Annotated in this window: 30 protein-coding genes and 2 pseudogenes; 2 read left to right on the top strand and 30 right to left on the bottom strand. The window is 38.1% G+C overall.

Features of this window, described 5'->3' with window-relative positions:
* The 21 genes and pseudogenes from BLV40_RS26235 to BLV40_RS26125 all read right to left on the bottom strand — a co-directional run.
* A pseudogene (locus BLV40_RS26235) lies at positions 1–306 on the bottom strand (NADH-quinone oxidoreductase subunit C); the annotation flags it as partial.
* Positions 303–821 carry an NADH-quinone oxidoreductase subunit NuoB gene (gene nuoB, locus BLV40_RS26230; RefSeq protein ID WP_017153544.1) on the bottom strand — a complete coding sequence of 173 codons (519 nt, stop codon included), beginning with the start codon at positions 819–821 and terminating at the stop codon, positions 303–305. The gene nuoB and the pseudogene BLV40_RS26235, both read right to left, overlap by 4 nt.
* The gene (locus BLV40_RS26225) at positions 812–1,180 is read right to left on the bottom strand and encodes an NADH-quinone oxidoreductase subunit A (protein WP_090695504.1); all 369 of its coding nucleotides are present in this window, start codon (positions 1,178–1,180) and stop codon (positions 812–814) included. Before BLV40_RS26225 ends, nuoB begins: the two co-directional genes overlap by 10 nt.
* 381 nt (positions 1,181–1,561) lie before the next feature.
* Positions 1,562–2,380 (bottom strand): DUF975 family protein, encoded by an 819-nt coding sequence (locus tag BLV40_RS26220; RefSeq protein WP_090695501.1) that lies wholly within the window; start codon positions 2,378–2,380, stop codon positions 1,562–1,564.
* A gap of 204 nt (positions 2,381–2,584) precedes the next feature.
* On the bottom strand, positions 2,585–2,986 hold the full coding sequence (gene atpC / locus BLV40_RS26215; RefSeq protein WP_026591864.1) for a F0F1 ATP synthase subunit epsilon: 402 nt from the start codon (positions 2,984–2,986) through the stop codon (positions 2,585–2,587).
* 20 nt (positions 2,987–3,006) lie between these two features.
* Entirely contained in the window at positions 3,007–4,401 is a 1,395-nt protein-coding gene (gene atpD, locus BLV40_RS26210) for a F0F1 ATP synthase subunit beta (RefSeq protein WP_026591863.1), read from the bottom strand.
* 220 nt (positions 4,402–4,621) lie between these two features.
* A complete protein-coding gene (gene atpG, locus BLV40_RS26200; protein WP_026591862.1) occupies positions 4,622–5,482 on the bottom strand; it encodes a F0F1 ATP synthase subunit gamma in 861 nt (286 codons plus the stop codon).
* A 216-nt stretch (positions 5,483–5,698) separates the two neighbouring features.
* The gene (atpA, locus tag BLV40_RS26195) at positions 5,699–7,207 is read right to left on the bottom strand and encodes a F0F1 ATP synthase subunit alpha (protein WP_026591861.1); all 1,509 of its coding nucleotides are present in this window, start codon (positions 7,205–7,207) and stop codon (positions 5,699–5,701) included.
* Positions 7,208–7,218: 11 nt separating this feature from the next.
* Positions 7,219–7,761 carry a F0F1 ATP synthase subunit delta gene (locus tag BLV40_RS26190; protein WP_026591860.1) on the bottom strand — a complete coding sequence of 181 codons (543 nt, stop codon included), beginning with the start codon at positions 7,759–7,761 and terminating at the stop codon, positions 7,219–7,221.
* Positions 7,758–8,264 (bottom strand): F0F1 ATP synthase subunit B, encoded by a 507-nt coding sequence (gene atpF / locus BLV40_RS26185; RefSeq protein ID WP_026591859.1) that lies wholly within the window; start codon positions 8,262–8,264, stop codon positions 7,758–7,760. Before atpF ends, BLV40_RS26190 begins: the two co-directional genes overlap by 4 nt.
* Positions 8,265–8,391: 127 nt before the next feature.
* Complete coding sequence (atpE, locus tag BLV40_RS26180) at positions 8,392–8,610, bottom strand: F0F1 ATP synthase subunit C (protein ID WP_000052064.1); 219 nt, start codon at positions 8,608–8,610, stop codon at positions 8,392–8,394.
* Between the two features lie 61 nt (positions 8,611–8,671).
* Positions 8,672–9,391 carry a F0F1 ATP synthase subunit A gene (gene atpB / locus BLV40_RS26175; RefSeq protein WP_026591858.1) on the bottom strand — a complete coding sequence of 240 codons (720 nt, stop codon included), beginning with the start codon at positions 9,389–9,391 and terminating at the stop codon, positions 8,672–8,674.
* 7 nt (positions 9,392–9,398) lie between these two features.
* Positions 9,399–9,791, bottom strand: a complete 393-nt coding sequence (locus BLV40_RS26170) for an ATP synthase subunit I (protein WP_000567602.1) — start codon at positions 9,789–9,791, stop codon at positions 9,399–9,401.
* Positions 9,791–10,015: an AtpZ/AtpI family protein gene (locus tag BLV40_RS26165; protein WP_001171217.1), complete on the bottom strand. Its 225-nt coding sequence runs from the start codon at positions 10,013–10,015 to the stop codon at positions 9,791–9,793. The genes BLV40_RS26170 and BLV40_RS26165 overlap by 1 nt, the downstream gene beginning before the upstream one ends.
* A gap of 26 nt (positions 10,016–10,041) precedes the next feature.
* On the bottom strand, positions 10,042–10,155 hold the full coding sequence (locus tag BLV40_RS26160; protein ID WP_081811022.1) for a DUF4024 domain-containing protein: 114 nt from the start codon (positions 10,153–10,155) through the stop codon (positions 10,042–10,044).
* 373 nt (positions 10,156–10,528) lie between these two features.
* Positions 10,529–11,158, bottom strand: coding sequence for a uracil phosphoribosyltransferase (upp, locus tag BLV40_RS26155; protein WP_003202275.1), 630 nt, complete (start codon positions 11,156–11,158; stop codon positions 10,529–10,531).
* 367 nt (positions 11,159–11,525) lie between these two features.
* Positions 11,526–12,767, bottom strand: coding sequence for a serine hydroxymethyltransferase (gene glyA, locus BLV40_RS26150; RefSeq protein ID WP_139265624.1), 1,242 nt, complete (start codon positions 12,765–12,767; stop codon positions 11,526–11,528).
* Positions 12,768–13,157: 390 nt separating this feature from the next.
* Positions 13,158–13,730 (bottom strand): TIGR01440 family protein, encoded by a 573-nt coding sequence (locus BLV40_RS26145; protein WP_090695495.1) that lies wholly within the window; start codon positions 13,728–13,730, stop codon positions 13,158–13,160.
* A gap of 57 nt (positions 13,731–13,787) precedes the next feature.
* Positions 13,788–14,231: a ribose 5-phosphate isomerase B gene (rpiB, locus tag BLV40_RS26140; RefSeq protein WP_026591855.1), complete on the bottom strand. Its 444-nt coding sequence runs from the start codon at positions 14,229–14,231 to the stop codon at positions 13,788–13,790.
* Positions 14,232–14,370: 139 nt separating this feature from the next.
* Entirely contained in the window at positions 14,371–14,811 is a 441-nt protein-coding gene (locus BLV40_RS26135) for a low molecular weight protein arginine phosphatase (protein WP_090695492.1), read from the bottom strand.
* 264 nt (positions 14,812–15,075) lie between these two features.
* Positions 15,076–15,573, bottom strand: coding sequence for a PTS sugar transporter subunit IIA (locus tag BLV40_RS26125; protein ID WP_026591853.1), 498 nt, complete (start codon positions 15,571–15,573; stop codon positions 15,076–15,078).
* 387 nt (positions 15,574–15,960) lie between these two features.
* Between BLV40_RS26125 and BLV40_RS26120 the strand changes: the two genes are divergently transcribed.
* A complete protein-coding gene (locus BLV40_RS26120; RefSeq protein WP_090695489.1) occupies positions 15,961–16,347 on the top strand; it encodes a DoxX family protein in 387 nt (128 codons plus the stop codon).
* Between the two features lie 492 nt (positions 16,348–16,839).
* Here BLV40_RS26120 and BLV40_RS26115 read toward each other — a convergent pair whose 3' ends face one another.
* Both BLV40_RS26115 and BLV40_RS29860 read right to left on the bottom strand, forming a co-directional pair.
* Entirely contained in the window at positions 16,840–17,454 is a 615-nt protein-coding gene (locus tag BLV40_RS26115; protein ID WP_090695487.1) for a DUF975 family protein, read from the bottom strand.
* Between the two features lie 253 nt (positions 17,455–17,707).
* A pseudogene (locus tag BLV40_RS29860) lies at positions 17,708–17,900 on the bottom strand (CPBP family intramembrane glutamate endopeptidase); the annotation flags it as partial.
* Between the two features lie 93 nt (positions 17,901–17,993).
* Between BLV40_RS29860 and BLV40_RS26110 the strand changes: the two are divergent.
* Positions 17,994–18,605 carry a flavin reductase family protein gene (locus BLV40_RS26110; protein ID WP_026591850.1) on the top strand — a complete coding sequence of 204 codons (612 nt, stop codon included), beginning with the start codon at positions 17,994–17,996 and terminating at the stop codon, positions 18,603–18,605.
* A gap of 77 nt (positions 18,606–18,682) precedes the next feature.
* On the opposite strand, the gene BLV40_RS26105 is transcribed toward BLV40_RS26110, so the two are convergent.
* The 7 genes from BLV40_RS26105 to prfA all read right to left on the bottom strand — a co-directional run bounded on the left by BLV40_RS26105 (position 18,683) and on the right by prfA (position 24,727).
* Entirely contained in the window at positions 18,683–18,958 is a 276-nt protein-coding gene (locus BLV40_RS26105) for a DUF3935 domain-containing protein (RefSeq protein WP_090695485.1), read from the bottom strand.
* Positions 18,959–19,182: 224 nt separating this feature from the next.
* Positions 19,183–19,731 (bottom strand): manganese efflux pump MntP, encoded by a 549-nt coding sequence (locus BLV40_RS26100; protein ID WP_090695483.1) that lies wholly within the window; start codon positions 19,729–19,731, stop codon positions 19,183–19,185.
* A gap of 293 nt (positions 19,732–20,024) precedes the next feature.
* On the bottom strand, positions 20,025–21,068 hold the full coding sequence (locus tag BLV40_RS26095; RefSeq protein WP_090695480.1) for an L-threonylcarbamoyladenylate synthase: 1,044 nt from the start codon (positions 21,066–21,068) through the stop codon (positions 20,025–20,027).
* A 108-nt stretch (positions 21,069–21,176) separates the two neighbouring features.
* Positions 21,177–21,635: a GNAT family N-acetyltransferase gene (locus tag BLV40_RS26090; RefSeq protein ID WP_026591846.1), complete on the bottom strand. Its 459-nt coding sequence runs from the start codon at positions 21,633–21,635 to the stop codon at positions 21,177–21,179.
* Positions 21,636–21,685: 50 nt separating this feature from the next.
* Entirely contained in the window at positions 21,686–22,534 is an 849-nt protein-coding gene (gene spoIIR / locus BLV40_RS26085; RefSeq protein ID WP_090695477.1) for a stage II sporulation protein R, read from the bottom strand.
* Between the two features lie 274 nt (positions 22,535–22,808).
* Complete coding sequence (prmC, locus tag BLV40_RS26080) at positions 22,809–23,660, bottom strand: peptide chain release factor N(5)-glutamine methyltransferase (RefSeq protein ID WP_090695476.1); 852 nt, start codon at positions 23,658–23,660, stop codon at positions 22,809–22,811.
* Positions 23,660–24,727 carry a peptide chain release factor 1 gene (gene prfA / locus BLV40_RS26075; RefSeq protein ID WP_026591843.1) on the bottom strand — a complete coding sequence of 356 codons (1,068 nt, stop codon included), beginning with the start codon at positions 24,725–24,727 and terminating at the stop codon, positions 23,660–23,662. The genes prmC and prfA overlap by 1 nt, the downstream gene beginning before the upstream one ends.
* Positions 24,728–24,917 lie beyond the last annotated feature (190 nt).

Raw genomic sequence — 24,917 nt, 5'->3', positions numbered from 1 at the left:
TTTTGCTTTCTGCTTCGCTAACGCTGCTGCCTTTGCTTTTGCTGCTGCGGCTGCTTTCGCCTTTTCTTCTGATGGGGATTCACTTTCTTTTGCTTCCTGCTTCGCTAACGCAACCTCTACGGCATGGTGTTTTGCTTCCTCTATACTGACCTCGCTATCTTTTGGTAGCGCTTTCTCCTTTTCTTCTTGTACTCCATTAGACATTTCCATCTCATGCTTAGCAGCAAGCCGTTTCCGCGCTTCTTCTTTCGCATGTCTTGCAGCCTCTTTTTTCATATCCTCTATCTCTTTATTTGAATCGCTCATCTATTCGTCACCTGCTTTCCAGTCTTTGCTTCGTAACGAATCTTCTCTTTCAATTTATTAATCCCATAAATTAAAGCCGCCGGGTTCGGGGGACAGCCTGGAATGTACACATCTACTGGTACGATTTGGTCCACTCCTTTCACAACAGCATACGAGTTCACATATGGACCACCAGCTGTTGCACAGGACCCCATTGCAATAACCCATTTTGGTTCCGGCATTTGGTCGTATAAACGACGCACAATTGGCGCCATTTTCTTTGTTACTGTTCCTGAAACAATCATGACATCTGATTGCCTCGGCGATGTTCGAAAAAATGATCCAAATCGATCTAAATCATAATGTGATGAGCCAACTCCCATCATTTCAATCGCACAGCATGCAAGTCCAAATGTCATCGGCCATAAAGAATTGCTCCTTGCCCATCCCTTTACTTGCTCTAATGTCGTAAAGAAAATATTCCGCTCTAATTCCGCCCGTTCCTGTGGATGTAATTCTTCGAAATTTATAGCCATTGTAACACCTTCTTTTTCCAAGCATATGCCAGGCCAACAAGCAACATAATGACAAAGATTAACATTTCAACAAGCGCAAACAAACCAAGCCTGTCATATGCGACAGCCCACGGATATAAAAATACAGTTTCCACATCAAAAATTACAAACAATAACGCAAAAATATAATAACGAGCATGAAAACGAACATTTGCATCATGATAAGGTTCAATTCCGCTTTCATACGTCGTTCCCTTTGCTGCGCTTGGTTTATGTGGGCGCAGCAGCTTGCCTAATGTAAGAGCCACTACTGGTAGCAATATGCCCAATAGTAAAAAGATGCCAACAATCATATAACTATTTTCATATACATTCGCCACCCTGAAACCCTCCCCCTTAAATTCGGAACAAGTTCACTTAGTAAACAATATGTCTCATCTGCATCATTTATTATTTTTAAATTTTTCTAAATAATGAGATTATTGTCATTATAACAAACTTCAAATTCCAATGTCGATATATTGGGGAAAAGAAAAACCAAGTAACATAGAGGAAGACTTTCCCTTACATCACTTGGTATACAATCATTCGAACTCATTTCATAAACACTCAAATCCCTCTTCATTTTGTTACGAAAGGAATTGAAACGAAAGAATAACTTCAATTCATGCACAATAACAGCTGTAAATACATACAAGGCTACCGTAAGCCACTAAGCGGTAAAGAATTTATGAAATTCCTATAAAAAAAACCTAGCATGTTTATGCTGGGGGCTCATAACTATTTTTTTCTGATATGTACTGATAAAAATGTGCTGTTGTCGTATACATATACGGCATTACCCATAGTACTCCGATTATAGTAATCGTACCTAATATCAGCCAACCAATAAAGCTAAGGTATAAAAGGAATAAGTCCATTTTATGTCCTTTCATCATTGCTTTACTTTCCTTCATTGCTCGTAAAACCGGATACTCTGGATGTTCAATTAACACAAAAAATGTCATTGAGTACGAAAAAAACGCCATAATCATAAGGATAATCGTGATGATCATTGAAACAATATAAACAATTAAAAATCCCGTACCGTCACCTGGTATTAAGAATGGCAATATCAGCATTACTAAAAACGGCAGCCATATCCCTGAATAAAGAGGAATCAAAATCATCACTCTCATAGTAGCCATCATTCTCTTAAAACCACGAAACCCTTCAAATACAGAATCTATTGTAACATTACCTTTTTTACTTAACTGGAAAACGGTATTATAGTATCCGTATAACGTAATTCCCTGCGAAGAAAACAGAGCCAATATAAAAATAAAATAAAGCAATAAAAAAATAATAAGAGCGACAACCGAAAACATATCCGTATAAAATATATCTGTTATTCCATCTGTTATTCCATCTGCAACTCCACCTACTGCAAAAACAAAAGACATAACAAATATAAAAAATATAAAGTACATCGCAAACATAATAGCAAACGCCATAAGATAATATATAAACGTTGCCCCAACACTCAATCCCCATCTTCCTCTTAAAGATTCTAATGCCTCCCGTTTCAGTTCACTAATCACTTTCTCATCCCCTTCTGTTCAATCGAAATAGTAAGTTTCTCTAGGAAGAAACATAATAATTGTACCATTTTTGGAAATATTTTTGGAATACATAAATTTTAGTTCTCCTAGGGATACAGTTGAGTTTAAGCTGGAATATTGCTGCCGGAAAATAGCAGGGTGAAATAAAAAAATCCGTAAAGGAATGAACCTTTACGGATTTTTTTATTTCATATCAGAAACATTCAAACGGTTAACCGCACGTTTTAGTGCAAGTTCTGCACGCTTGAAGTCAACATGTACTTGTTTATCTTGCATACGTTGCTCAGCACGACGCTTCGCTTCGTTTGCACGATGAATATCGATATGGTTTGCTTCTTCAGCAGATGGTGCTAATACTGTCACTTTATCTGGACGAACTTCGATAAAGCCACCACTTACCGCTACATAATCAGTGTGACCGCCATTTTTCAAACGAACCGCACTAATTTTTAGCGGTGCAACAGTAGGAATGTGACCTGGTAAGATCCCCATTTCCCCACTTTCTGCTTTCACGCTTACCATTTCTACTTCTTTTTCGTAAACCGGTCCATCAGGAGTTACAATACTGACTGGAAATGTCTTCATAATTCGTCCCTCCTAAGGCCTTACGCCATCATTTTCTTCGCATTTTCAATAACTTCTTCAATGCCACCAACTAAGCGGAATGCATCTTCTGGAAGGTCATCATATTTTCCTTCTAGAATTTCTTTGAAACCACGAACTGTTTCTTTTACAGGTACATAAGATCCTTTTTGACCTGTAAATTGCTCCGCTACGTGGAAGTTCTGTGATAAGAAGAACTGAACACGACGAGCACGATGTACAACTAATTTATCTTCTTCAGATAACTCGTCCATACCTAAGATAGCGATGATATCTTGAAGCTCTTTATAACGTTGTAGGGTTTGCTGAATTTGACGAGCAACTGAATAATGCTCTTCTCCTACGATTTCCGGAGAAAGCGCACGAGATGTAGATGCCAATGGATCTACCGCTGGGTAAATACCCATTTGTGTTAAACGACGCTCTAGGTTTGTTGTTGCATCTAAGTGAGCGAACGTTGTAGCTGGTGCTGGGTCAGTGTAGTCATCGGCTGGTACATATACCGCTTGGATAGACGTGATAGACCCTTTATTTGTAGATGTAATACGTTCTTGTAATTGACCCATTTCAGTTGCAAGTGTTGGTTGGTAACCTACCGCAGATGGCATACGACCAAGAAGGGCAGATACTTCAGAACCCGCTTGCGTGAAACGGAAGATGTTATCGATGAACAATAGTACGTCTTGTCCTTGCTCATCACGGAAATGTTCAGCCATTGTTAAACCTGTTAATGCAACACGTTGACGTGCACCAGGTGGCTCGTTCATTTGTCCGAATACCATCGCTGTTTTCTTAATTACGCCAGAATCGCTCATTTCATGGTATAAGTCGTTACCTTCACGAGTACGCTCACCTACACCAGCGAATACAGAGATACCACCGTGCTCTTGTGCGATGTTGTTAATTAACTCCTGGATTAATACTGTTTTACCTACACCGGCACCACCAAATAGACCGATTTTACCACCTTTAATGTATGGAGCAAGTAAGTCTACTACTTTAATACCAGTTTCAAGAATTTCTACTTTTGTAGATAGCTCTTCGAATGCAGGTGCTTGACGATGAATTGGATCACGGCGTACATCCGCTGCAACTTCACCATCTAAGTCAATTGCATCACCTAATACGTTAAATACACGACCAAGTGTTGCATCACCAACTGGAACAGAAATTGGTTTACCAGTATCCTCTACTTCTGTACCACGAACAAGTCCATCTGTAGAAGACATTGCAACCGTACGAACTGTGTCATCACCTAAGTGAAGTGCAACTTCTAAAGTTAAGTTAACTTCATCTTTTTTAATTCTAAGGGCATTGTAGATTTCAGGTAGCTTTCCGCCGTCAAACTTAACGTCTACAACCGGACCCATGATTTGCGTAACGCGCCCTTTGTTCATCGGGTTCCCTCCTAGCTTTCTCTAAATTAGCCAGCTTTTTATGAGCAGTCGGCTTTCATTTTTTATTAGTGTAGCTTAGGCGACTCTTATAATAGAGCCGCTTCCACCTTTTATTCAATCTAGCTCCAGCGGTTAGAATGCTCGGTGGCTTCGCTTTTTCCTACGAGGCAAAAGCTCCATCCCCCTCCCATTCTGAACGAACCGCTTCTACTTTATATTACTATTCTAGCGCTGCTGCTCCACCAACGATTTCCGTAATTTCTTGCGTAATCGCTGCTTGTCGAGCACGGTTGAATGAAAGTGTAAGTGTATCGATAACTTCCATTGCGTTGTCTGTAGCACTCTTCATTGCTGTCATACGCGCTGCGTGTTCACTTGCTTTACCGTCTAGTAATGCACCGTAAACTAAGCTTTCTGCGTATTGTGGCAATAATACTTTTAAAATATCTTCTTCAGAAGGTTCAAACTCATAAGCTGTCGTCGGTTTGTCCGACTTCACGTCCGTAAGCGGTAAAATTTTATTTTCCGTTACTTCTTGTGAAATTTTACTTACGAAATGGTTGTAGTAAATATACAGCTCATCATAAGCGCCATCTGCAAACATCGCAATTGCTCGAGAAGCAAGGTCTTTAATATCCGTAAATGACGGGTGGTCAGATAATCCAACTACTTCATCAATAATATTAAAGCCACGACGTTTTAAATAATCACGTCCTAGTCGTCCAAGCACAATAATTGAATATTGGTTTGAATCCATATTATGACGTTCACGAATTACGTTACTTACCGTACGTAATACGTTACTGTTATAACCACCTGCTAGTCCGCGATCAGACGTGATAACGATGTATCCTGTACGTTTTACAGGACGCGCTGTTAACATTGGATGATTAATTCCTTTGCTACCTTGCGCAATACTCGCTACTACTTCTTGAATCTTTTCCATATACGGAACGAAAGATTTAGCATTTTGTTCTGCACGGTTCAATTTCGATGCAGATACCATCTCCATCGCTTTCGTAATTTGACTCGTTTTCTTAGTCGAGTTAATTTTCGCTTTTATATCGCGTAAAGATGCCACAGGTTTTCACCACCTTTTTTCCGGAAGTTGGCACGATTAGTAAGAATCCTTGTCGTTCATCTTTCTAATCTACGTTGCAAGATCTTCTTGCTCATGATTGAAGGAAAAGAATAGGTGCACCTACTCTTTTCCTTTACATAACCGTTAGCAATTCCTTAAAGAATCACCTTTTATATAATCTAGCTCCAGTGGCTAACAAGCCACTTCCGCCTTTTATTATTCAGAAGCTACGAATACTTTCTTAAATCCGTTGATTGCTGCAGCAAATTTCTCGTCATCCGCAAGTTTTTTTGTTGTACGGATTTCGCTTAATAATTCAGCTGCATTTGAATCTAACCACGCATGGAGTTCTTCTTCAAAACGAGTGATATCTACTACTGGGATATCATCTAAGAACCCACGTGTTAGAGCGTAAAGAATGATAACTTGTTTCTCTACTCGCAGTGGTTTGTGTAATCCTTGTTTTAATACTTCAACTGTGCGAGCACCACGGTTTAATTTCGCTTGTGTTGCTTTATCAAGGTCAGAACCGAACGCAGCGAACGCTTCTAACTCACGATAAGATGCAAGGTCAAGACGAAGTGTACCTGATACTTTACTCATCGCTTTAATCTGAGCAGCTCCACCAACACGAGATACCGAAGTACCTGCATCGATCGCTGGACGTACACCAGAGAAGAATAAATCAGATTGTAAGAAGATCTGTCCATCTGTGATAGAGATTACGTTTGTTGGGATGTATGCTGATACGTCCCCTGCTTGTGTTTCGATGAAAGGTAAAGCTGTTAAAGAACCGCCGCCTTTTGCATCACTTAATTTTGCTGCACGCTCTAGTAAGCGAGAATGTAAGTAGAATACATCCCCTGGATACGCTTCACGACCTGGAGGACGACGTAATAGTAATGAAAGCTCACGATAAGCAGCTGCTTGTTTCGATAAGTCATCATATACTACTAATACGTGTTTACCATTGTACATGAACTCTTCACCCATTGTTACACCAGCGTAAGGAGCTAAGTATAATAATGGAGCTGGTTGAGAAGCTGATGCTGTTACAACGATTGTGTACTCTAACGCACCGTGCTTACGTAGTGTTTCTACTACGTTACGTACTGTAGATTCTTTTTGTCCAATTGCAACGTAGATACAAATCATATCTTCATCTTTTTGGTTCAAGATTGTATCAAGTGCAACTGCTGTTTTACCTGTTTGACGGTCACCGATGATTAACTCACGTTGACCACGACCAATTGGTACAAGAGCATCGATCGCTTTAATACCTGTTTGAAGTGGCTCATGAACAGATTTACGATCCATTACACCTGGTGCTGGACTTTCGATTGGACGAGTTTTTGTTGTATTGATTGGGCCTAAACCGTCTACTGGTTGACCTAATGGGTTTACAACACGACCAATTAGTTCTGCCCCTACTGGTACTTGCATGATGCGACCAGTACGACGAACTTCATCACCTTCACGGATTTCTGTGTAAGGTCCTAAAATAATGATACCTACGTTGTTTTCCTCTAAGTTTTGTGCTAGTCCCATAACGCCGTTAGAGAACTCTACAAGTTCACCAGCCATTACGTTATCAAGACCATGAGCACGCGCGATACCGTCACCAACTTGGATAACTGTACCAACATCACTAACTTCGATTTCAGACTGATAGTTCTCGATTTGTTGCTTTATCAGTGCGCTAATTTCTTCAGCTCTGATGCTCATGTGCTTCACCCCTATCTATTCTTCATAAGTTCACGCTGAATACGTGCTAACTTTCCTTGTAAACTACCATCATAAATGCGATTTCCAATGCGTACTTTAATGCCGCCTAGTAAATCTTCATCTACAACATTTTTAATACGAATTGCATCTTTTCCTGTTCTCTTTGCGAATGATTCTGCAATGCTAAGCTTTTCATCTTCTGATAGCGGACGAACTGAATATACAGTTGCATCAGCAACGTTACGCTCGTCATTAGCAAGAACAACATATTCATTTGCAATTTCAGGTAGAATTTCAATGCGTTTGTTATCAATTAAAATATATAACGTATTTAAAATTGATTCAGAAACAGAAGAGAATACGTTCGAAAGGAACGTTTTTTTCTGCTCCTTTGAAATGTTTGGTTGTGTTAAAAAGCTATGTAGTTCTCCGTTTTTTACAAAAACGTTTTGTACAAGGCGTAATTCCTCTTCAAACATTTCTAATACGTGTTTTTCTTTTGCAATTTGAAAAAGAGCGACAGCATAACGTTTTGCTACAATCTCATTGCTCATCGCGCTTCTCCTACTTCTTTAATATAATCGCGAATTAACTTCACTTGGTCTTCTTCTTTTAATTCTTTCTCAATTACTTTAGAAGCAATTTGAACAGATAAAGAAGCGACTTGTTCTTGCAGAGCAGCAATTGCTTGCTCTTTTTCGCGTTGAATTTCTTGTACAGCAGATGCTTTGATAGATTCTGCTTCTTCTTTTGCAGCGGCAACAATACCATCTTTTTGATCTTCTGCTTGTTTTTTCGCTCTTTCGATTAACTCTTGTGCTTCAACACGTGATTGTTTTAACATTTCACGTTGTTCTTCTACTAACTTTTTCGCCTCTGCATTATTTTGTTCTGCAGCGTCGATTTCGCTAGCAACATGCTCTTCACGTTCCTTCATAATTCCCATCAAAGGACCCCAAGCAAATTTACGTAGCATTACTAATAAAATTAGGAAAACGACCAATGTATAAGCGATCGTTCCAAATGGAATGGCAGCTCCTAACATTAAAGTTGGCACAAGGATTCACTCCCTTCGTGATATCTAAATTTACTATATGAAAAAAAAAGACATACATTTCGTTCATAAAGCAATGGCGAAGAAAGTCCAAAAACACTCTTCGCCATCTATGTAAGGGGAGTCTCCCTTATTTGTTCATTACGATGAATGCAATAACTACACCGATGATTGGAAGTGCCTCAACTAATGCAACCCCGATGAACATAATTGTTTGAAGTGCGCCTTTTAATTCTGGTTGACGAGCAACACCTTCGATTGTACGTGATACGATAAGACCGTTACCAATACCTGCACCTAATGCTGATAAACCAATTGCAATTGCAGCTGCGATTACACCTAAACTCATTTAATTTGTCCTCCTTTGTATTATAAAAAAATAGATTTTTTTACTTACTTATTAAAGTATATTAATGGTCATGACTTACTTTATGAGCCATGTAAACCATCGTTAACATTGTAAAAATGAACGCTTGGATTGAACCAACGAACACACTGAATCCCATCCACGCTAACATCGGCACAATAGCACCTAATGCTCCAAGTACTGTACTTCCACCTAATTTAGCAAGTAATCCTAACAAAATCTCACCTGCATAAATGTTACCAAATAGACGAAGACCTAACGTTAATGTGTTAGCAAACTCCTCAATAACCTTTAAAGGAAATAAGAATGACATAGGTTGGAAGAAACCTTTGACATATCCTTTTGTACCCTTCATCTTAATTCCATAATAATGGGTGAGGGTAACTACCATCACGGCTAATGTTAATGTAACTGCTGGATCAGACGTTGGCGATCTCCACCATGCAATGTGTTCACCAGCCTCAGTTGTTGAATACATGAATGGTAAACCTAGCATGTTTGATACGAAAATAAACATCATAAGTGTTACGCCAAGTGTTAAAAAGCGCCCACCTGTTTTCCAGTCCATTGTACTGTTAATGATCCCTTTCACGAAGTCTAAAATCCATTCCATGAAGTTTTGCATTCCGGTAGGACGAAGAGCTAAGCTGCGAGTTCCAATAACAGCGATTAAAAAAACAATAACTGCTGAAATAGTGACCATCATAACTGATGATAAATCGAACGTTAAACCTAGAAATTCAACTAATTTACCGTGTTCCACTAGTAATTCACCTCTCTTCCCTGCTCTTATACTCTAAATAAAGAAAATCTATGATCATGACAAGGTATCCTGTCAGCAATCCTACACCTAAGCTCCACATCGCAATTAAATGCTGATATTTTGCCGCAAATAAAATTAATAATCCAATCGTGGCAAATCTCGAATATGTACTGACAGCCGTTGCTTTAAATTTCACGTTCTCTCCATTGGTAACGCGATCTAATAGCTTGTCTGTTCTACGTGCAATGATGCGCAAACTAAGAAAACTGAAAATCGTTCCGATAATCAGCCCAAGAAATACATCCTTGTAAGAGGTAAATCCCCATCCTAGCACTAGAAGCGCAAGCAAGTAGTACATATATTTCTTTTGTCTTTGGACAAGTCCATGTACGTCTATCATCATTGCTCTCCCGAATAATAATGTCGAATGAGTCGAATCATTGCGTAAATCCCTGTTCCTAATCCTAGCAATAAGCCTATAATGAGAAACAACGGAAACGTTCCAACCTTACTATCAATCCATTGCCCACCAAAAATTCCAACAAGAATGGAACCGACTAGCTGAGCAAGAATTCCTGACATTAAAGCATATGCTTTGACTGGGTTGCGATCGTTTTTTTGCAAGGATTCATCCCTCCAATATGTAACCCTCATTCACGATGTGTTAATAATAACTCATTTTTTTGTATAAATTCTATACAAAATAAAAAGTTTACTTTTTTGTCACGGAATAGATGCAAATTTGTCACTGAAAGCCCTACCATCCATCCCCGTAGTTAGCATACAATAGGGTATTAGCACTGTCAACGAGAAATCGTAAAAAATCTAAAAATTTGAGTATTAGTCATTTCCTGCCAAAAATGAAAACGTTCCCCTTCTAAATACTGGCCAAAGATATCAAATTTCTTCAAGTTTTCTCCTTATAATAGAAGAAAAAGTTCACAAGTTTGTCACGATTATATTTTTACGATATAACGTTTTTCCTCTACAATACAGAGCTTATTAGACGTTCGACTTCTATATTATATGTGAAAGATATGCAAGTTATGTTGCATATACAAAAAATACCATCACCCCTCCCCTCTCCATGTTTTTACATAAAAAAAGACGAGCAGGAACCCCCTCTCGTCTGTTGTCTTACTTCGTTCCAAATAAACGGTCACCAGCATCGCCAAGACCTGGAACAACATAACCATGGTCATTTAATTTCTCATCTAATGCCGCTACATAAATATCAACATCAGGATGTTCTTCTTGTACTACTTTTACTCCTTCTGGTGCAGCTACGATACACATTAATTTAATTTGCTTCGCACCGCGCTTTTTCAGAGAGTTAATTGCTTCCGCCGCAGAACCACCTGTTGCTAACATCGGATCAAGTACGATAAAGTCACGTTCTTCTACATCCGTTGGAAGTTTCACATAGTATTCTACCGGTTGCAATGTTTTCGGGTCACGATATAAACCAACGTGTCCCACTTTTGCTGCTGGGATTAATTTCAGAATTCCGTCTACCATCCCTAAACCTGCACGTAAAATCGGAATTAGACCAAGCTTTTTACCAGCGATCACTTTTGTTTTCGCTTTGCTTACAGGGGTTTCAATCTCGATTTCTTCAAGTGGAAGATCACGTGTAATTTCAAATGCCATTAAGCTTGCTACTTCATCCACTAATTCACGAAATTCTTTTGTACCTGTATTTTTATCGCGAATATATGTAATCTTATGTTGAATTAGCGGGTGATCAAATACATACAGTTTTCCCATGTGAATCTCTCCTTAAGATGATATTCATGCGTGTGCACACGCCGTTTTACACTATTTACGATTGTAAAGAAAACGCTACTAATATTCAAGGGCAAATTTGGAAAAGTTTCAATTTGATTATGAACATACCTAATATCTTTACCATTTATGGAATTCGTATCCTTCATTATATATCCAAAATTTATTCACGTTTTGTATACATACTAAAAGAGTAATGTATGCTCTTCTGTCCATCATTATTACTTTTCTACATTATGAAGCAAATCTTCATCACATTACATCCCGAAAACTATATATTGAAATTTAGATTCAGAAATAAAAAAGACTGTTAAAACAAGATGTGTTTTAACAGTCTTCATTCAATTTATTATAGACCTGTATACATTGGGAATTTTGCTGTTAATGCTTCTACACGTTTACGTGCTTCTTCTAATGCCGTTTCATTCTCATGATTTTTTAACGTATGAGCAATGATTGCTGCAATTTCATCCATTTCTTCTAAGCCAAATCCGCGAGATGTTACCGCCGCTGTACCAATACGTACACCGCTTGTTACAAATGGGCTTGCTGTTTCAAATGGGATTGTGTTCTTGTTTACAGTAATACCAACTTCATCTAATATGTGCTCTGCAACTTTACCTGTAATATCTAGGTTACGAACATCGATTAAGATAAGATGGTTGTCCGTTCCACCAGAAACAAGTGTAAGTCCTTCTTTTTGAAGACCTTCCGCTAGGCGCTGCGCATTATTAATGATGTTTTGTGCATATATTTTAAAGTCTTCTTGAAGTGCCTCACCAAACGCAACAGCTTTCGCAGCAATTACGTGCATTAGTGGTCCACCTTGAATACCAGGGAAGATTGATTTATCAATTTGCTTTGCAAATTTTTCTTCACATAAAATCATACCGCCGCGTGGGCCACGTAATGTTTTATGTGTTGTTGTTGTAACGAAATGTGCATGTGGTACTGGGTTCGGATGTAAGCCTGCTGCAACTAAACCTGCGATATGTGCCATATCTACCATTAAGTATGCACCTACTTCGTCTGCGATTTCACGGAATCTCTTGAAATCGATAACACGAGGGTATGCACTTGCACCTGCAACGATTAATTTTGGCTTGTGTTCTTTTGCTTTTGCTAACACATCATCATAATTGATGCGGTGTGATTCAGCATCTACGCCATATTCTACGAAATTGTATTGTACCCCACTGAAGTTAACAGGGCTTCCGTGTGTTAAGTGACCACCGTGGGATAAGTTCATACCAAGTACTGTATCGCCTTGCTCTAAAATCGTGAAGTATACAGCCATGTTCGCTTGTGCACCAGAGTGTGGTTGAACGTTTACATGCTCTGCGCCAAAGATTTCTTTTACACGATCACGTGCGATATCCTCTACTACGTCTACATGCTCACAACCGCCATAGTAACGTTTACCAGGATATCCTTCCGCATACTTGTTTGTTAAAACAGAACCTTGCGCTTCCATTACAGCTTCACTTACGAAGTTTTCTGAAGCAATTAACTCAATCTTTGAACGCTGTCTTCCTAGTTCTGCCTCAATTGCAGCAAATACTTCTTCATCTTGACGTTTTAAATGATCCACCAAAATCCCCCTTTTCTGAACGAATTACACCGATTCCCAACAGTTTTTTCTTATTTATTCAGAAAAAACGAAAATTCAAGTTGTAATTCCTTCGAACCTTCATGTTTTCAACTACATTCTAACATGACTTTCTATATCATAAAAGAAAAAAAGACCGAGTTCGGTCTTTTCTTTTTATCCTTTATGAAGTCAGACTACATACGTCTTTACGAAAGATACTGTATCCCTGTTTCTTCTACTTCCGCATGAACGGGCAGTAAGACCTTCACCTCAAAATTCAGCAAAAGCAAAAGGCTAAGTGGGGAATCAACTGCCCGTAAAGGTCCGATTGGTCGAGCTAATAATCAACGGGAGATGAAGCCACCCACTGATTAAAATTTTACTTTATTTTTAGCTACAAGTAACTGTTTCTTCTACTTCCGCATATACAGCACGTGCCCCACCAATAAGTTTCGTACGTGTTTTGGCCATCGTTACGTGCGCACTTCCAATCTCTTTTACACGTGTACGAATTGGAACTGCAACATGTTTTAGATGCATACCAATAAATGTATCACCGATATCCATACCTGCATCTGCTTTTATAAACTCCACTACTACAGGATCCTTTAGATTTTGATAGGCGTATGTTGCTAATGCACCACCAGCTGATCTAACAGGCGTAACGGTTACAATTTCAAATTGATACTTCATTGCTACTTCTCTCTCTACTACTAAAGCACGATTTAAATGCTCGCAACATTGGAATGCCAATTCTATGCCAGTTTGCTCTTGAAATTGTTTTAGCTCAGAAAAAATCGCTTCTGCCACTTCCATCGTTCCTGATGTTCCAATTTTCTCTCCTAGCACTTCGCTCGTGCTACAGCCCACTACAAAAATTTGCCCGCTTTGTAAAGAAGCTTGCTCTTGAAAATCAGAAAGCGATATTTGTAGCTGCTCTTTCACCTTTACTATTTCCGTCATGACGCCTCTTCCTTTCACAGGTTGGTTCAACAAATGATAGTATGTCCTAATAAAAGATTACTTCGCTTCGTATGTTTTAATTTTCCCTACGCGATTTTCGTGACGTCCACCTTCGTAATCAGTTGTCAGCCAAATTTTTGCAATATCACGCGCTAAACCAGCACCAATCACACGCTCACCCATCGCTAACATGTTTGTATCATTATGTTCTCTTGTTGCTTTTGCACTAAATGTATCATGTACTAACGCACAGCGAATACCGTGTACTTTATTTGCTGCAATTGACATACCAATACCTGTTCCACAAACTAAAATACCACGGTCTACTTCACCATTTGCAACCATTTCTGCCGCTGGAAATGCAAAATCAGGATAATCAACAGATCCTGCTTCACATTCACATCCTAAATCAACATATTCAATATTTAGCTCTTCTAATAAACTTACGATTTCTTTGCGGATATTCATTCCACCGTGATCAGATGCTACTACTACTTTCATTTTGACCCCTCCAAAATTTTAGTGAAACTTCTATCAAGTAGGGTTCTTCCCCCCACTGATGAATGATTGCAAAAAAAACTGATACTCACTTGCTCATTCCGAGCAAGATCATCTCCAATATCGTATTATACACGAAACATTAACCTTCTGAATGTTTTTCCAATAAAGTTTGTATAAGTTCTTCCATCTCTACTAATGTTGATTGATAAATAGATAGAGAACCACCAAATGGGTCTGAAATATCTTTACTTGTACCTTCTACAAATTTATATAATGTATGCACTTTCTCCCCCGCATTCGGATAGTACCCAAGCACAAGTTGCTTATGGCTTTCCGTCATCGTGAGAACCATATCCGCCCACTCAAGTAATTCTTCCGTTATTTGCTGCGAAGCATGCGCTATTTTAACCCCTTTTTCTGCCAATGCATCTTTTGCATATAAAGATGCGTCACTTCCAGGATTGGCAAAAACACCAGCAGACTTCGCCTCAAACTTCCCTTCTCCATAGTGACGAAGCAACGCCTCTGCCATTGGGCTACGACATGTATTTCCAGTGCAAACAAACAACACTCGCTTCATCTAAGCTCCCTCCTTATGGTGAATGTCCTACACTCATCATAACGTAGATTACAATGGAACAAAAGAAATGTGAATATACAAAAGGCGCATTTCTCCTTTATTTTTTCTTAGAGAAATACGCCCTATCCACATATATGTGAAACCCTAGTTCCAAGTGCCCTCAATATAGTACCATACATAACTGAAACATCCCACGAAAAAAACTTATAACTAAATAAATTAAGGAATCCATTTCATATGAAATAGATTCCTTACAAAACATCATTATTTCATTGTAACTTTCATTACTTCAGTTGCACCTTTTGTAGCTGATACGCCTATAGTTGTATGAATAGATTCTGTTGCATCCGTGTTTGTAATAACGATTGGAGTAATTGTGCTTTTTGCTTTTTCGCGAATTAATTCTAAATCGAAAGAAATTAATTTGTCGCCAGCTTTCACAGCTTGTCCTTCAGATACGTGAGCTTCGAAACCTTCGCCTTCCATTTTTACAGTTTCTAAACCAACGTGAATTAAAATTTCTGTACCATTTTTCGCTTTAATTCCAACAGCGTGTTTTGTATGGAATAATTGTACAATTTCACCGTCTACTGGTGATACAACTACACCTTCAGTTGGAACGATTGCAACACCGTCACCCATCATACGACCAGCAAATACTGGATCTGGTACTTCTTCAATATTTTTCACTTCTCCAGTTAATGGAGCTACGATTGTTTCTGCATTTGTTTTTGAGCCAAGACCAAATAATTTTTTAAACATAGGATGGTCCTCCTTATAATTAGATTAAAAATGTATAGGGTACTCCCTAGTAAAGATTGCGATACATGTAAGACTTCATACTTCAAATATTATAGTGTAAAAACGCTTTCGAAAAAAATTGCGTACTTACTAATAGAGCCTTATTGTATCGCCTTGTAAAATTCCAGTCAATTCAAATTGTCTGAATAACAATAATAGAAATAAACTTCTTACGTATATTTTCTCCTTTTTTTCACAACTCGTCTAGAGGTCTTTACAACATTTTATTTTTTGTTATTGATTTGTAAAATTTCTTTATGTTTTTTCGAAAGTAACTTGACTAAAGTAAGTAACTGATTTATTATAATTTACATAAGGTAAGTAAATAACTTTTTGGAGGTTTTATAGATGATGAACATCGGTCTTCTTATTATTCGTCTTATTATTGGAATTACATTCATGGGCCACGGTGCTCAGAAATTATTCGGTTGGTTTGGTGGTCACGGCCTAAAAGGAACAGGCGGCTGGATGGAATCAATTGGCTTACGCCCTGGCGTATTCATGGCATTTATGGCTGGTGCAACTGAACTATTAGGCGGTTTCTTATTCGCGGCAGGTATCTTCACTTGGGTTGGCTCATTATTTATCGTTGGTACAATGCTAGTTGCAATCTTTACTGTACACGGAAAAAATGGCTACTGGGTAACACAAAACGGTTTTGAATATAACATGATCTTAATCGCTATCGCAGTTGGTGTTGGATTAACTGGGCCTGGCGCTTATGTTTTACTTTAATTAATCATTTTGGTTTCAAGGTATTTTTTTACACCATCGGAATATACATTTGCAGTTAGATTGATAAATTTCTAACACTCAAGCTCATTAAAATAGTAAGACCACCAAGTAAAAAAACTTGGTGGTCTTTTGTTGTCCTTACAACTTTAATCCGTATAGATTTTCATTACTTTATCTTTCCTAAAATAGTAGATAATTATCTTCTTAAGGATTTCTACCAATATTCCTTCCTTGTACTCACCAATTCCCTTTTTATGTTTTGCATATGAATGTATTTCATAAGTTTTTCATCGCGTCAACTAGCGAATTATTGAAATGAAAACAATCATAGTAATTTAGTTGGGACTGTTGTGTCATAAGCCTAAGACATAAAAGTCCCAACTTGATGTACATACGATACAAAGTCTCCAACTCAGTAGAAACAAAACTCATAAAAAGAGTGCTTATAATGAGCCTCCATTGCCATTAAACTAAGCTTAAATAAAAATTAATTTAACTAGATTTTCTTTTGTAATAGTCTTGTGAAACTTTCTCATAAAACGCCGCTTTTGTAGTATAAAAATATGGGATTAACCACAAGAAACCGATTCCTAAAGTAAAGACACTTAATATAAACCAGCCAATAAAACTTAAACACATTACGAAATAATCCATTTTATTTCCGTTCATCATACGGCGACTTTCAGCAATAGCTTGGTTCATTGAAAATTCTGGGTGGTCATTTAAAATAAAGTAGGTCATGGTATAAGAGAAACATTTAACAATTCCCGGAATGATAAATAACAATATCCATAAAGCCAGATAGGTACTAATTAGTAAATGTATTAAAATTGATTTAATGTATTTTTTGACCCCTGTACACCATTCAAATAATTGCCCAATTCCAACTGTTTTTTCTCGAACTGTATTTAAAGCAAGATGATAGGCACCTAGAGTTAAAGGGCAAACCATTAGTATTACAATAATATCTATCACAAGCGATTCTATCACTTCGCTCCAGCCACAAGTCCATAGGAAAGGAAACGTAAGGATCAATGTAATCCCTACTGCTAATCCCCATTTTCCATCAAGCTCATCAAGTGCTTGTTCTTTCAACTCACTAATCATGTAAGAAGCCTCCTAAATCTAATGAGTATTTTAACTCATACCAGTATACAACTCTCGTAGAGATTACAATAGCAATTTAGAAAATATATATTTAATTCAGCCTAAATTAACATAAGGTCTGTTCCGTTAAAGGTGTAACGAAATAATAAAGTCATTTCATTCTTCCCATCAATGCAGAGAGTTGAAATTCTTTAAAAGTTAATGCTTGTTTGGATTATTTTTCTTAATAAATTCTTTTCGTCAATTGATTCACCTATCGCTTAATTTTTCGATGTATCAGGTACATCATGCCGAACACCTTCGCCAATAAGATGAATTTAGCCAGTTCCATTCACTCGACATCCATCTATTAAATAAAAAATATTAAGTATGCCATGTAAAATTGCGGCTGACGTTACAGAAAGACTCTACTCTCTTGTATATTTCAAAATCATTGATTACAAAAACCGTCAAAAAAAAAATTTTTTAGCAGGAGTTTCCCTCCATTATCTTGTAAACAAACAAAGAAGTATTCATATCAAGGAAGGGAGATTCCAAATATGCTTTCGATTAATCCAAATGAACAAACAGAAAAAGATAATTACAAATTATTAACGGGGAGTATTATTCCGCGCCCAGTCGCATTCGTTACTTCTATAACAAAAGACGGGGTTTTAAATGGAGCTCCATACAGCTATTTTAATATTGTTGCTGCTAATCCACCGCTCATCTCAGTTTCTGTGCAGCGAAAAGGAGGAGAGCGAAAAGATACTTCTCGAAACGCAATTGAGAAAGGTGAATTTGTTGTACATATTTCCGATGAATCCTATGTGGAGGCCATCAACGAAACCGCTGCAAACCTCCCTCCAACTCAAAGTGAAATTGAATTAGCTAAGCTAACCCCTATCGAAAGCGATGTCATCTCCGTACCAGGTGTAAAAGAAGCGAATATTCGAATGGAATGCGTATTAGAACAAGCCATCCCACTAGGAGGAACAGAAGACTCTCCCGCATGTGACCTACTAATCGGCCGCATTGTCCGTTTCCACATCGCAGAACATTTATATGAAAACGGACGTATTCACGCAGAAGAACTAAAACCAATAAGCCGACTAGCCGGACACAACTACGCCAAATTAGGAGAACAATTTGAGCTTGTAAGGCCAATTTAAAAGCGGAAGCGGCTCGCTCATTTTATAACACAAAAAGACCAGCCTAGGCATCACACAAGCTGGTCTTCTTCTATATATTATACTTCCCCGCGCTTTTTCTCTAACACAGGCGCACTTTCCTTTTTCGGATTCCCAAGCTTTATAACAAAGAAATAGAGCGAAAGTAATGTAATAAGAAAAACGATTACAAATGGGTAAGGAGAATAAAACATACGAGCTGCTTCTGTTTTCCCCTGAATGAATTTTAAAGAATCTATATCTAGAAACTCCGCAAACATTTGTACACCGAGCACACTAAACCAAAATACGAAAAAACTAATAATAATACCAAAAACTTGTTTTATCCTTGTCATTCCTATCATCCTTTTTACCATATAAGGTTTTTCATTAAAACAACAACTGTTAGAAAAAATGTTTTGTACAGAAAGGAATTAATTTATATTCACCGTTCACGAATGAATCTAGTCTAGTCCAGCACTGTTATTTGTAAAATAACCGCAAAACAACAAGCATGTGTAACTATCTTGAAAAAAATATAAACAAAACAGATGTACCATTTTCTTATATCGTAGCAAGATTATATTGGAAAAAGAAGACATAATCCAAAACCAACAAGAATGATACCTCCTATTACTTCACCGTACATACCAAGTAAACGCTTTGCATGCCTTCCAATCAGTAAACCACTCCAGGCTAATATCATACTAACCAGTCCAAATAGTAAGATTGTTACAATCATTTGTGCTCCGTAAATCCCAAGGCTGAGCCCAACCGAAAAACTATCAACACTCACACTAAACGCAAATACAAGTAAACTTATCCCCACCGGAGCAGATCTTGTCTCTTCCCCTTCTAAAATTGCAGAGTATACAATATAAAACCCTAATCCAATTAATAAAATAGCCCCGGCAACAGTTGCCATATGACCAAATGTCTCCGATAAAAAACGTCCTAGTATCATACCAAGAAACGGCATAACAATATGAAACACCCCTATCGTCATACCGATATACATGATTTGTCGCATTCTAAGGGCTACCATCCCCATGCCGAGGCTTACAGAAAATGCATCCATTCCTAAGGCAAATGCCATTATAAACAACGGTAGTATTTGTTCGATCGTCATTCTCGTCCCTCCTCGGACTCGCTACTTCACAATATGCTCATCCGAGGAAAAATAGAATCTACGAATTTCTTCTAGATAACTTGAAACTTCCAGCAAAATCTTTACAGGATACCTTCGTTTCAATTGTTCAATCTTCTCATCACGAGTTATGAAAACAAAAGGTAAACCACACTCGTTTTCTCCTTCTGGTTTCACTTGGCATGTGGCTAAAAACGGTGGTAACCGCTTCTATACATAAGCGGATCCTCTCTCCCACCTTAAAAAATAGGTTTTTATCTCATTTTTCAACCCATCTACTCTTCAATAATAATATGATGCCCTGCTGCTTTCGTTAGACGGTTCATAATTGCATTTCCAATTCCTTCATTCGGAAATGACTCACTAAAAATCATATCCACTTTACTAGCATCGAATGTTCGAAGCACATCGTATAATTTCGTCGCAACGCTTGCTAAATCACTTCGCATACCACAAGATAACACAACATCTGCTTTATACACATGTTGATTCTCTTCTGTCGTTAATACACCGACTGCATAACCTTCACTTTTCTTCTTATCCACAAGCTGTTGAATAAAATCACGTGATCCTTCTACAATACTAAGTGGTGCTTTCGGTGCATAATGGGTATATTTCATTCCTGGCGCCTTCGGTTTCTCTTTTTCATCTTTTAGCGCAGGATCCAAAGAAACTGTTCCGATCACGTCTTCTAATTGCTCCTTCGTAATCCCGCCTGGACGTAAAATCGTTGGCACGTCACTTGTACAATCTATTACTGTTGATTCAACGCCAACACCTGTTGCACCGCCGTCAACAATACCAGCAATTTTCCCATTTAAATCTTCATATACGTGAGATGCAAGTGTTGGACTTGGGCGTCCAGAACGATTAGCACTTGGCGCTGCGACAGGTACATTTGCTTCCTCAATAAGAGCAAGTGCCACTGGATGATCCGGCATTCTCACTCCAACCGTATCTAAGCCCGCTGTAACCTTCTCTGAAATCCCATCTTTTTTAGGCAAAATAATCGTTAATGGCCCCGGCCAAAAATGCTTCATTAATTCTTCCGCAACTGGCGTAATTTCTCTAACAATTTCTCCTAATTGTGATTTTGCACCAATGTGGACAATAAGTGGATTATCACTCGGTCTGCCTTTTGCTTCAAAAATCTTCGCAATCGCTTCATCATTCATCGCATTTGCTCCTAGTCCATAAACCGTTTCAGTTGGAAAGGCAATTGCTTCATTTTTTCTTAATAATCTTGCTGCTTCTTGTAATTGTGGATAATCTTTTTTTATTTCCACAACATTATCCACAACCCACATATTTGTATGCATTTTTTCACACGTCCTTTTCTTCCATGAAATACTTGTCTATTGTTAGTTTACTATGACATTTATCCAAAAGACAAACAAGGTTTATCCACAAAATGTGGATAAACCTAATTAATCCGTGGATAACTTTGTGAATAGCTGACAATTTAGTATTATTACATCCTGCTGTTTTATATTTTCACAAAAATGTTCTAGTTGCTGAATATCATCTGACACTTGATCTTTTTCCACAGATATAAAGTTGAAAAACTGAAATATCGTCACAGATTGTGGATGATTTGTGAGTAAATATACTTGCCAGATATTTTTCTCTTTCATATACTGCAAAAACATTTCAAAAAAATATAAGAAAGTCTCGTTATCCACAGCAGGTGTGAACAAACAAGAACGAATGAGTGCGTTCTCTCCTTTTTGTTCATAACCAATGACAGCCTGGATTTCTCCGTTATCTTCCATTATCATAAATTGCCCGTATAACTCATTTATTTTATCATCTTTTTTATTAGCTTGTCCGAAAAAAGAATGTAACCTATCAACATCATCTTTTGTAGCAAAATAAGTTTTTTTCACAGCAAATCCCTCCTCATTTCTATATATGGGGAAGGATTCAAAAATAGTACTTATTTAGAAAATAATGAGGAAAATACTTCTACAATAAATAATTTAACTTCTGGCTTGTCCTCTTGCTCTTCTACTTCTACTGTTTCAATTGTTTGCTCTTGTTTCTTTTCAACCGTTTTTTCTGTTTTTTCCACCAGCTGTTTTTCTTCCTGTTTCACGCTTTTTTCTTGCGCAGGCTTTTTACTTGTCTCTTTCACAGCAGTTTGCACTTTTGAAGCAACCTCTTTTTTCGATGTTTCTTGTCTTATTGTTTGCTTCGATACTTCTTCTTTTTCTTCCTTCAGTGCTACTGGTTGTTCTTCCTCATCAATTGATTCCGCTTTTACAACATGCTCTTCTTTTTTTACCGCTGATCCACTTGAGAAGTCTAGAAAACACATCGGTGGGAATAACACGCACCACCAATTTGCACCTTCACCTTTTCCAATTGAAATGAGTACTGCTTCATATTCCCCTGCTGGATAAATAAAATTCCCATATACTTTTGTAGGAAATTTAATGTTTTTCCCAAATGTAACTTGAAAGGATTCTTTACTTCCTTCTCGCTTTAATGTTTCAGCAACCGTTTTTTCAATTTCCGGGATGTGACTTTGAATGACACGACGTGCATCCTCAAATGATTTCAAATCTGCTACCCAGCCATCAATTTCTGCTTTTACTTCGTCGCGCACTTTACGCTTTAACGCTTGATCTTTATCTGAATCGCTATTTGCTAAAATACGTAATCGTACAGCTTCTTTCGGGATAACAGTATTCCCCTTCGCATCAGCTTTCATATATCCAAACTGCACAAGTAGCTGTGCACCAATTAATAATAAAAGAAAATAGGCAATCACTTGTTTTTTCATGTCTTTGCACCGTCCCTTCTGGTAAACAGTGTAGACACACTTACCTCTTTCTAAACTATTAAATTCTAAATCTATAGAAAAACTTTCGAGGATATAAAACCTTTCTTTGTGGATGGGAAAGAGCATCTAGCCATGTACAGATACGGTCAGGGCCTTTTCCTACCCCGTTCCACATGAAAACAAAAGGAGAAAACGAGTGGAGAACTTCTTTTGTTTTCATAACCGTGATGTATATGCAACAAATCAACATAAAAAAATGGAGTAAGGTTCTACCTTACCCCATCTCTGCAAAGACCATACGATCTTTTCCGTTAATATCAAAGACAACTTCTACATCTGCATGTGGGAATGTCTGTTTCAATAATTCTTTTACATCCTCACCTTGCCCTACACCTATTTCAAAAGCAACAATCGCTTTCTTGTGCAAAACGGTTGGCAACTCTTCCATAAAACGACGATAAAAATCAAGTCCATCTTCCCCGCCTACAAGTGCACGCTTTGGTTCATGCTCTTTTACAACCGGAGAAAGACCTCTCCAGTCTTCTTCTGGAATATAAGGCGGATTGGAAATAACAACATCTAATTTTTGTCCTGTTTCATAAAACGGTGATAATAAATCACCATGATAGAAGGTTACATTGGCACCTAATGCTTTTGCATTTTCTTTCGCAACTTCAATCGATTCCTGCGCAATATCTACTGTATATACATGAAGATTTTGATTTTCTAAGGCAAGTGTAATTGAAATAGCTCCACTCCCCGTACCAATATCAGCTACATGTAGTTCCCGCTTCCCAAACATACGCTGGACTCTATCTAGCACACCTACTATAAGCTCTTCTGTTTCTGGCCTCGGTATTAACACCTCTTCATTTACAAAAAACGAACGACCATAAAACATTTCATATCCAATCATATATTGAACAGGAATCCCATCAACGTGTTTGTGAATAAATTCCGTAAAAGTCTTCTCTTGTTCCTCAGATATTGCTTCGCGCATATTCATCATTAAACCTGTTCGGTTCGTCTTTAATACATGACAAAGGACGATTTCTCCCGCATTTTCATCTCGCCCATTTTCTTGTAAAAAAGAAGAAGCCCATTTCAGGGCTTCATAGACACGCATTACTCAGCTGCCTCCATCTTTTGCGCTTGATCTTCCATCACTAAGGCGTTAATGAAATCATCTAACTTACCTTGTAAGATTTGATCTAGCTTTTGAATCGTTAAACCGATTCGATGGTCTGTAACACGGTTTTGCGGGAAGTTATACGTACGGATACGCTCTGAACGGTCTCCCGTACCAACAGCTTGCTTACGGTTTTGATCGTACTCAGCCTGAGCTTCTTGCCTAAACTTATCATAAACACGCGCACGTAATACTTTCATTGCTTTTTCTTTGTTCTTAATTTGTGACTTTTCATCCTGACAAGATACAACTACACCAGTCGGCAAATGCGTTAAACGTACCGCTGACATCGTTGTATTAACACTTTGTCCACCAGGTCCACTAGAAGCAAACGTATCAACACGAACATCTTTTTCATGAATATCGATTTCCACTTCTTCCGCTTCTGGTAATACAGCTACAGTTGCTGTAGAAGTATGGATACGTCCCCCAGATTCTGTTTCCGGAACACGTTGCACACGGTGTGCACCATTTTCAAATTTCAATTTTGCGAAAGCACCTTTACCGTTGATCATAAAGATAATCTCTTTATATCCACCTAATTCTGTATAGCTTGCCTCGATAATTTCAGTTTTCCAACCTTGCACCTCAGCATAACGGCTATACATACGGTATAAGTCACCGGCAAATAAAGCAGCCTCATCGCCACCAGCAGCACCACGTACCTCTACGATAACGTTTTTATCATCGTTCGGGTCTTTTGGAACAAGTAAAATTTTCAGACGCTCTGATAATTCCTTCTCTTGCCTCTCTAGCTCAGAAACTTCTTCCTTTACCATTTCACGCATGTCAGCATCTAACTTATCTTCTAACATTGCCTTCGCGTCTCGTAATTGCTCACGAACATCTTTATATTCACGGTACACCTCTACCGTTTCTTGAATATCAGATTGTTCCTTTGAATATTCACGAAGTTTATTCGAATCACTAATAACCTCTGGATCACTTAATAATTCGTTTAACTTCTCATAACGATCTTCTACAGCTTGCAAACGATCTAACACATCATTCACCTCAACATCCTAGTATCTAATACAAATAGTATATGGTACTTAATCAAAAAAACGCAAATTATTATTTTAAAAGCGCAGGCGGCTCGCTCAGAATGGAAGGGGGATGGAGCTTCTGACGTAGAGGCGCCCTTTGCCTCATAGGAAGAAGCGAAACCACCGACCATTCTCGCCGCCGGAGCTA

It is taken from the genome of Bacillus sp. 166amftsu, from assembly GCF_900107445.1.
GTDB lineage: Bacteria > Bacillota > Bacilli > Bacillales > Bacillaceae_G > Bacillus_A > Bacillus_A arachidis.
The sequence above is the reverse complement of the archived record's forward strand: the minus strand, read 5'-3'. Positions and strand labels throughout refer to the sequence as shown.

Bases quoted from the DNA above. Each gene is read 5' to 3' on its own strand.
- nuoB (WP_017153544.1), bottom strand. From the start codon at position 821: ATGGCTATAAATTTCGAAGAATTACATCCACAGGAACGGGCGGAATTA.
- atpC (WP_026591864.1), bottom strand. From the start codon at position 2,986: ATGAAGACATTTCCAGTCAGTATTGTAACTCCTGATGGACCGGTTTAC.
- atpD (WP_026591863.1), bottom strand. From the start codon at position 4,401: ATGAACAAAGGGCGCGTTACGCAAATCATGGGTCCGGTTGTAGACGTT.
- atpA (WP_026591861.1), bottom strand. From the start codon at position 7,207: ATGAGCATCAGAGCTGAAGAAATTAGCGCACTGATAAAGCAACAAATC.
- BLV40_RS26190 (WP_026591860.1), bottom strand. From the start codon at position 7,761: ATGAGCAATGAGATTGTAGCAAAACGTTATGCTGTCGCTCTTTTTCAA.
- atpE (WP_000052064.1), bottom strand. From the start codon at position 8,610: ATGAGTTTAGGTGTAATCGCAGCTGCAATTGCAATTGGTTTATCAGCA.
- BLV40_RS26170 (WP_000567602.1), bottom strand. From the start codon at position 9,791: ATGATAGACGTACATGGACTTGTCCAAAGACAAAAGAAATATATGTAC.
- BLV40_RS26160 (WP_081811022.1), bottom strand. From the start codon at position 10,155: ATGGTAGGGCTTTCAGTGACAAATTTGCATCTATTCCGTGACAAAAAA.
- upp (WP_003202275.1), bottom strand. From the start codon at position 11,158: ATGGGAAAACTGTATGTATTTGATCACCCGCTAATTCAACATAAGATT.
- BLV40_RS26145 (WP_090695495.1), bottom strand. From the start codon at position 13,730: ATGACGGAAATAGTAAAGGTGAAAGAGCAGCTACAAATATCGCTTTCT.
- rpiB (WP_026591855.1), bottom strand. From the start codon at position 14,231: ATGAAAGTAGTAGTAGCATCTGATCACGGTGGAATGAATATCCGCAAA.
- BLV40_RS26135 (WP_090695492.1), bottom strand. From the start codon at position 14,811: ATGAAGCGAGTGTTGTTTGTTTGCACTGGAAATACATGTCGTAGCCCA.
- BLV40_RS26125 (WP_026591853.1), bottom strand. From the start codon at position 15,573: ATGTTTAAAAAATTATTTGGTCTTGGCTCAAAAACAAATGCAGAAACA.
- BLV40_RS26120 (WP_090695489.1), top strand. From the start codon at position 15,961: ATGATGAACATCGGTCTTCTTATTATTCGTCTTATTATTGGAATTACA.
- BLV40_RS26115 (WP_090695487.1), bottom strand. From the start codon at position 17,454: ATGATTAGTGAGTTGAAAGAACAAGCACTTGATGAGCTTGATGGAAAA.
- BLV40_RS26110 (WP_026591850.1), top strand. From the start codon at position 17,994: ATGCTTTCGATTAATCCAAATGAACAAACAGAAAAAGATAATTACAAA.
- BLV40_RS26105 (WP_090695485.1), bottom strand. From the start codon at position 18,958: ATGACAAGGATAAAACAAGTTTTTGGTATTATTATTAGTTTTTTCGTA.
- BLV40_RS26100 (WP_090695483.1), bottom strand. From the start codon at position 19,731: ATGACGATCGAACAAATACTACCGTTGTTTATAATGGCATTTGCCTTA.
- BLV40_RS26095 (WP_090695480.1), bottom strand. From the start codon at position 21,068: ATGCATACAAATATGTGGGTTGTGGATAATGTTGTGGAAATAAAAAAA.
- spoIIR (WP_090695477.1), bottom strand. From the start codon at position 22,534: ATGAAAAAACAAGTGATTGCCTATTTTCTTTTATTATTAATTGGTGCA.
- prmC (WP_090695476.1), bottom strand. From the start codon at position 23,660: ATGCGTGTCTATGAAGCCCTGAAATGGGCTTCTTCTTTTTTACAAGAA.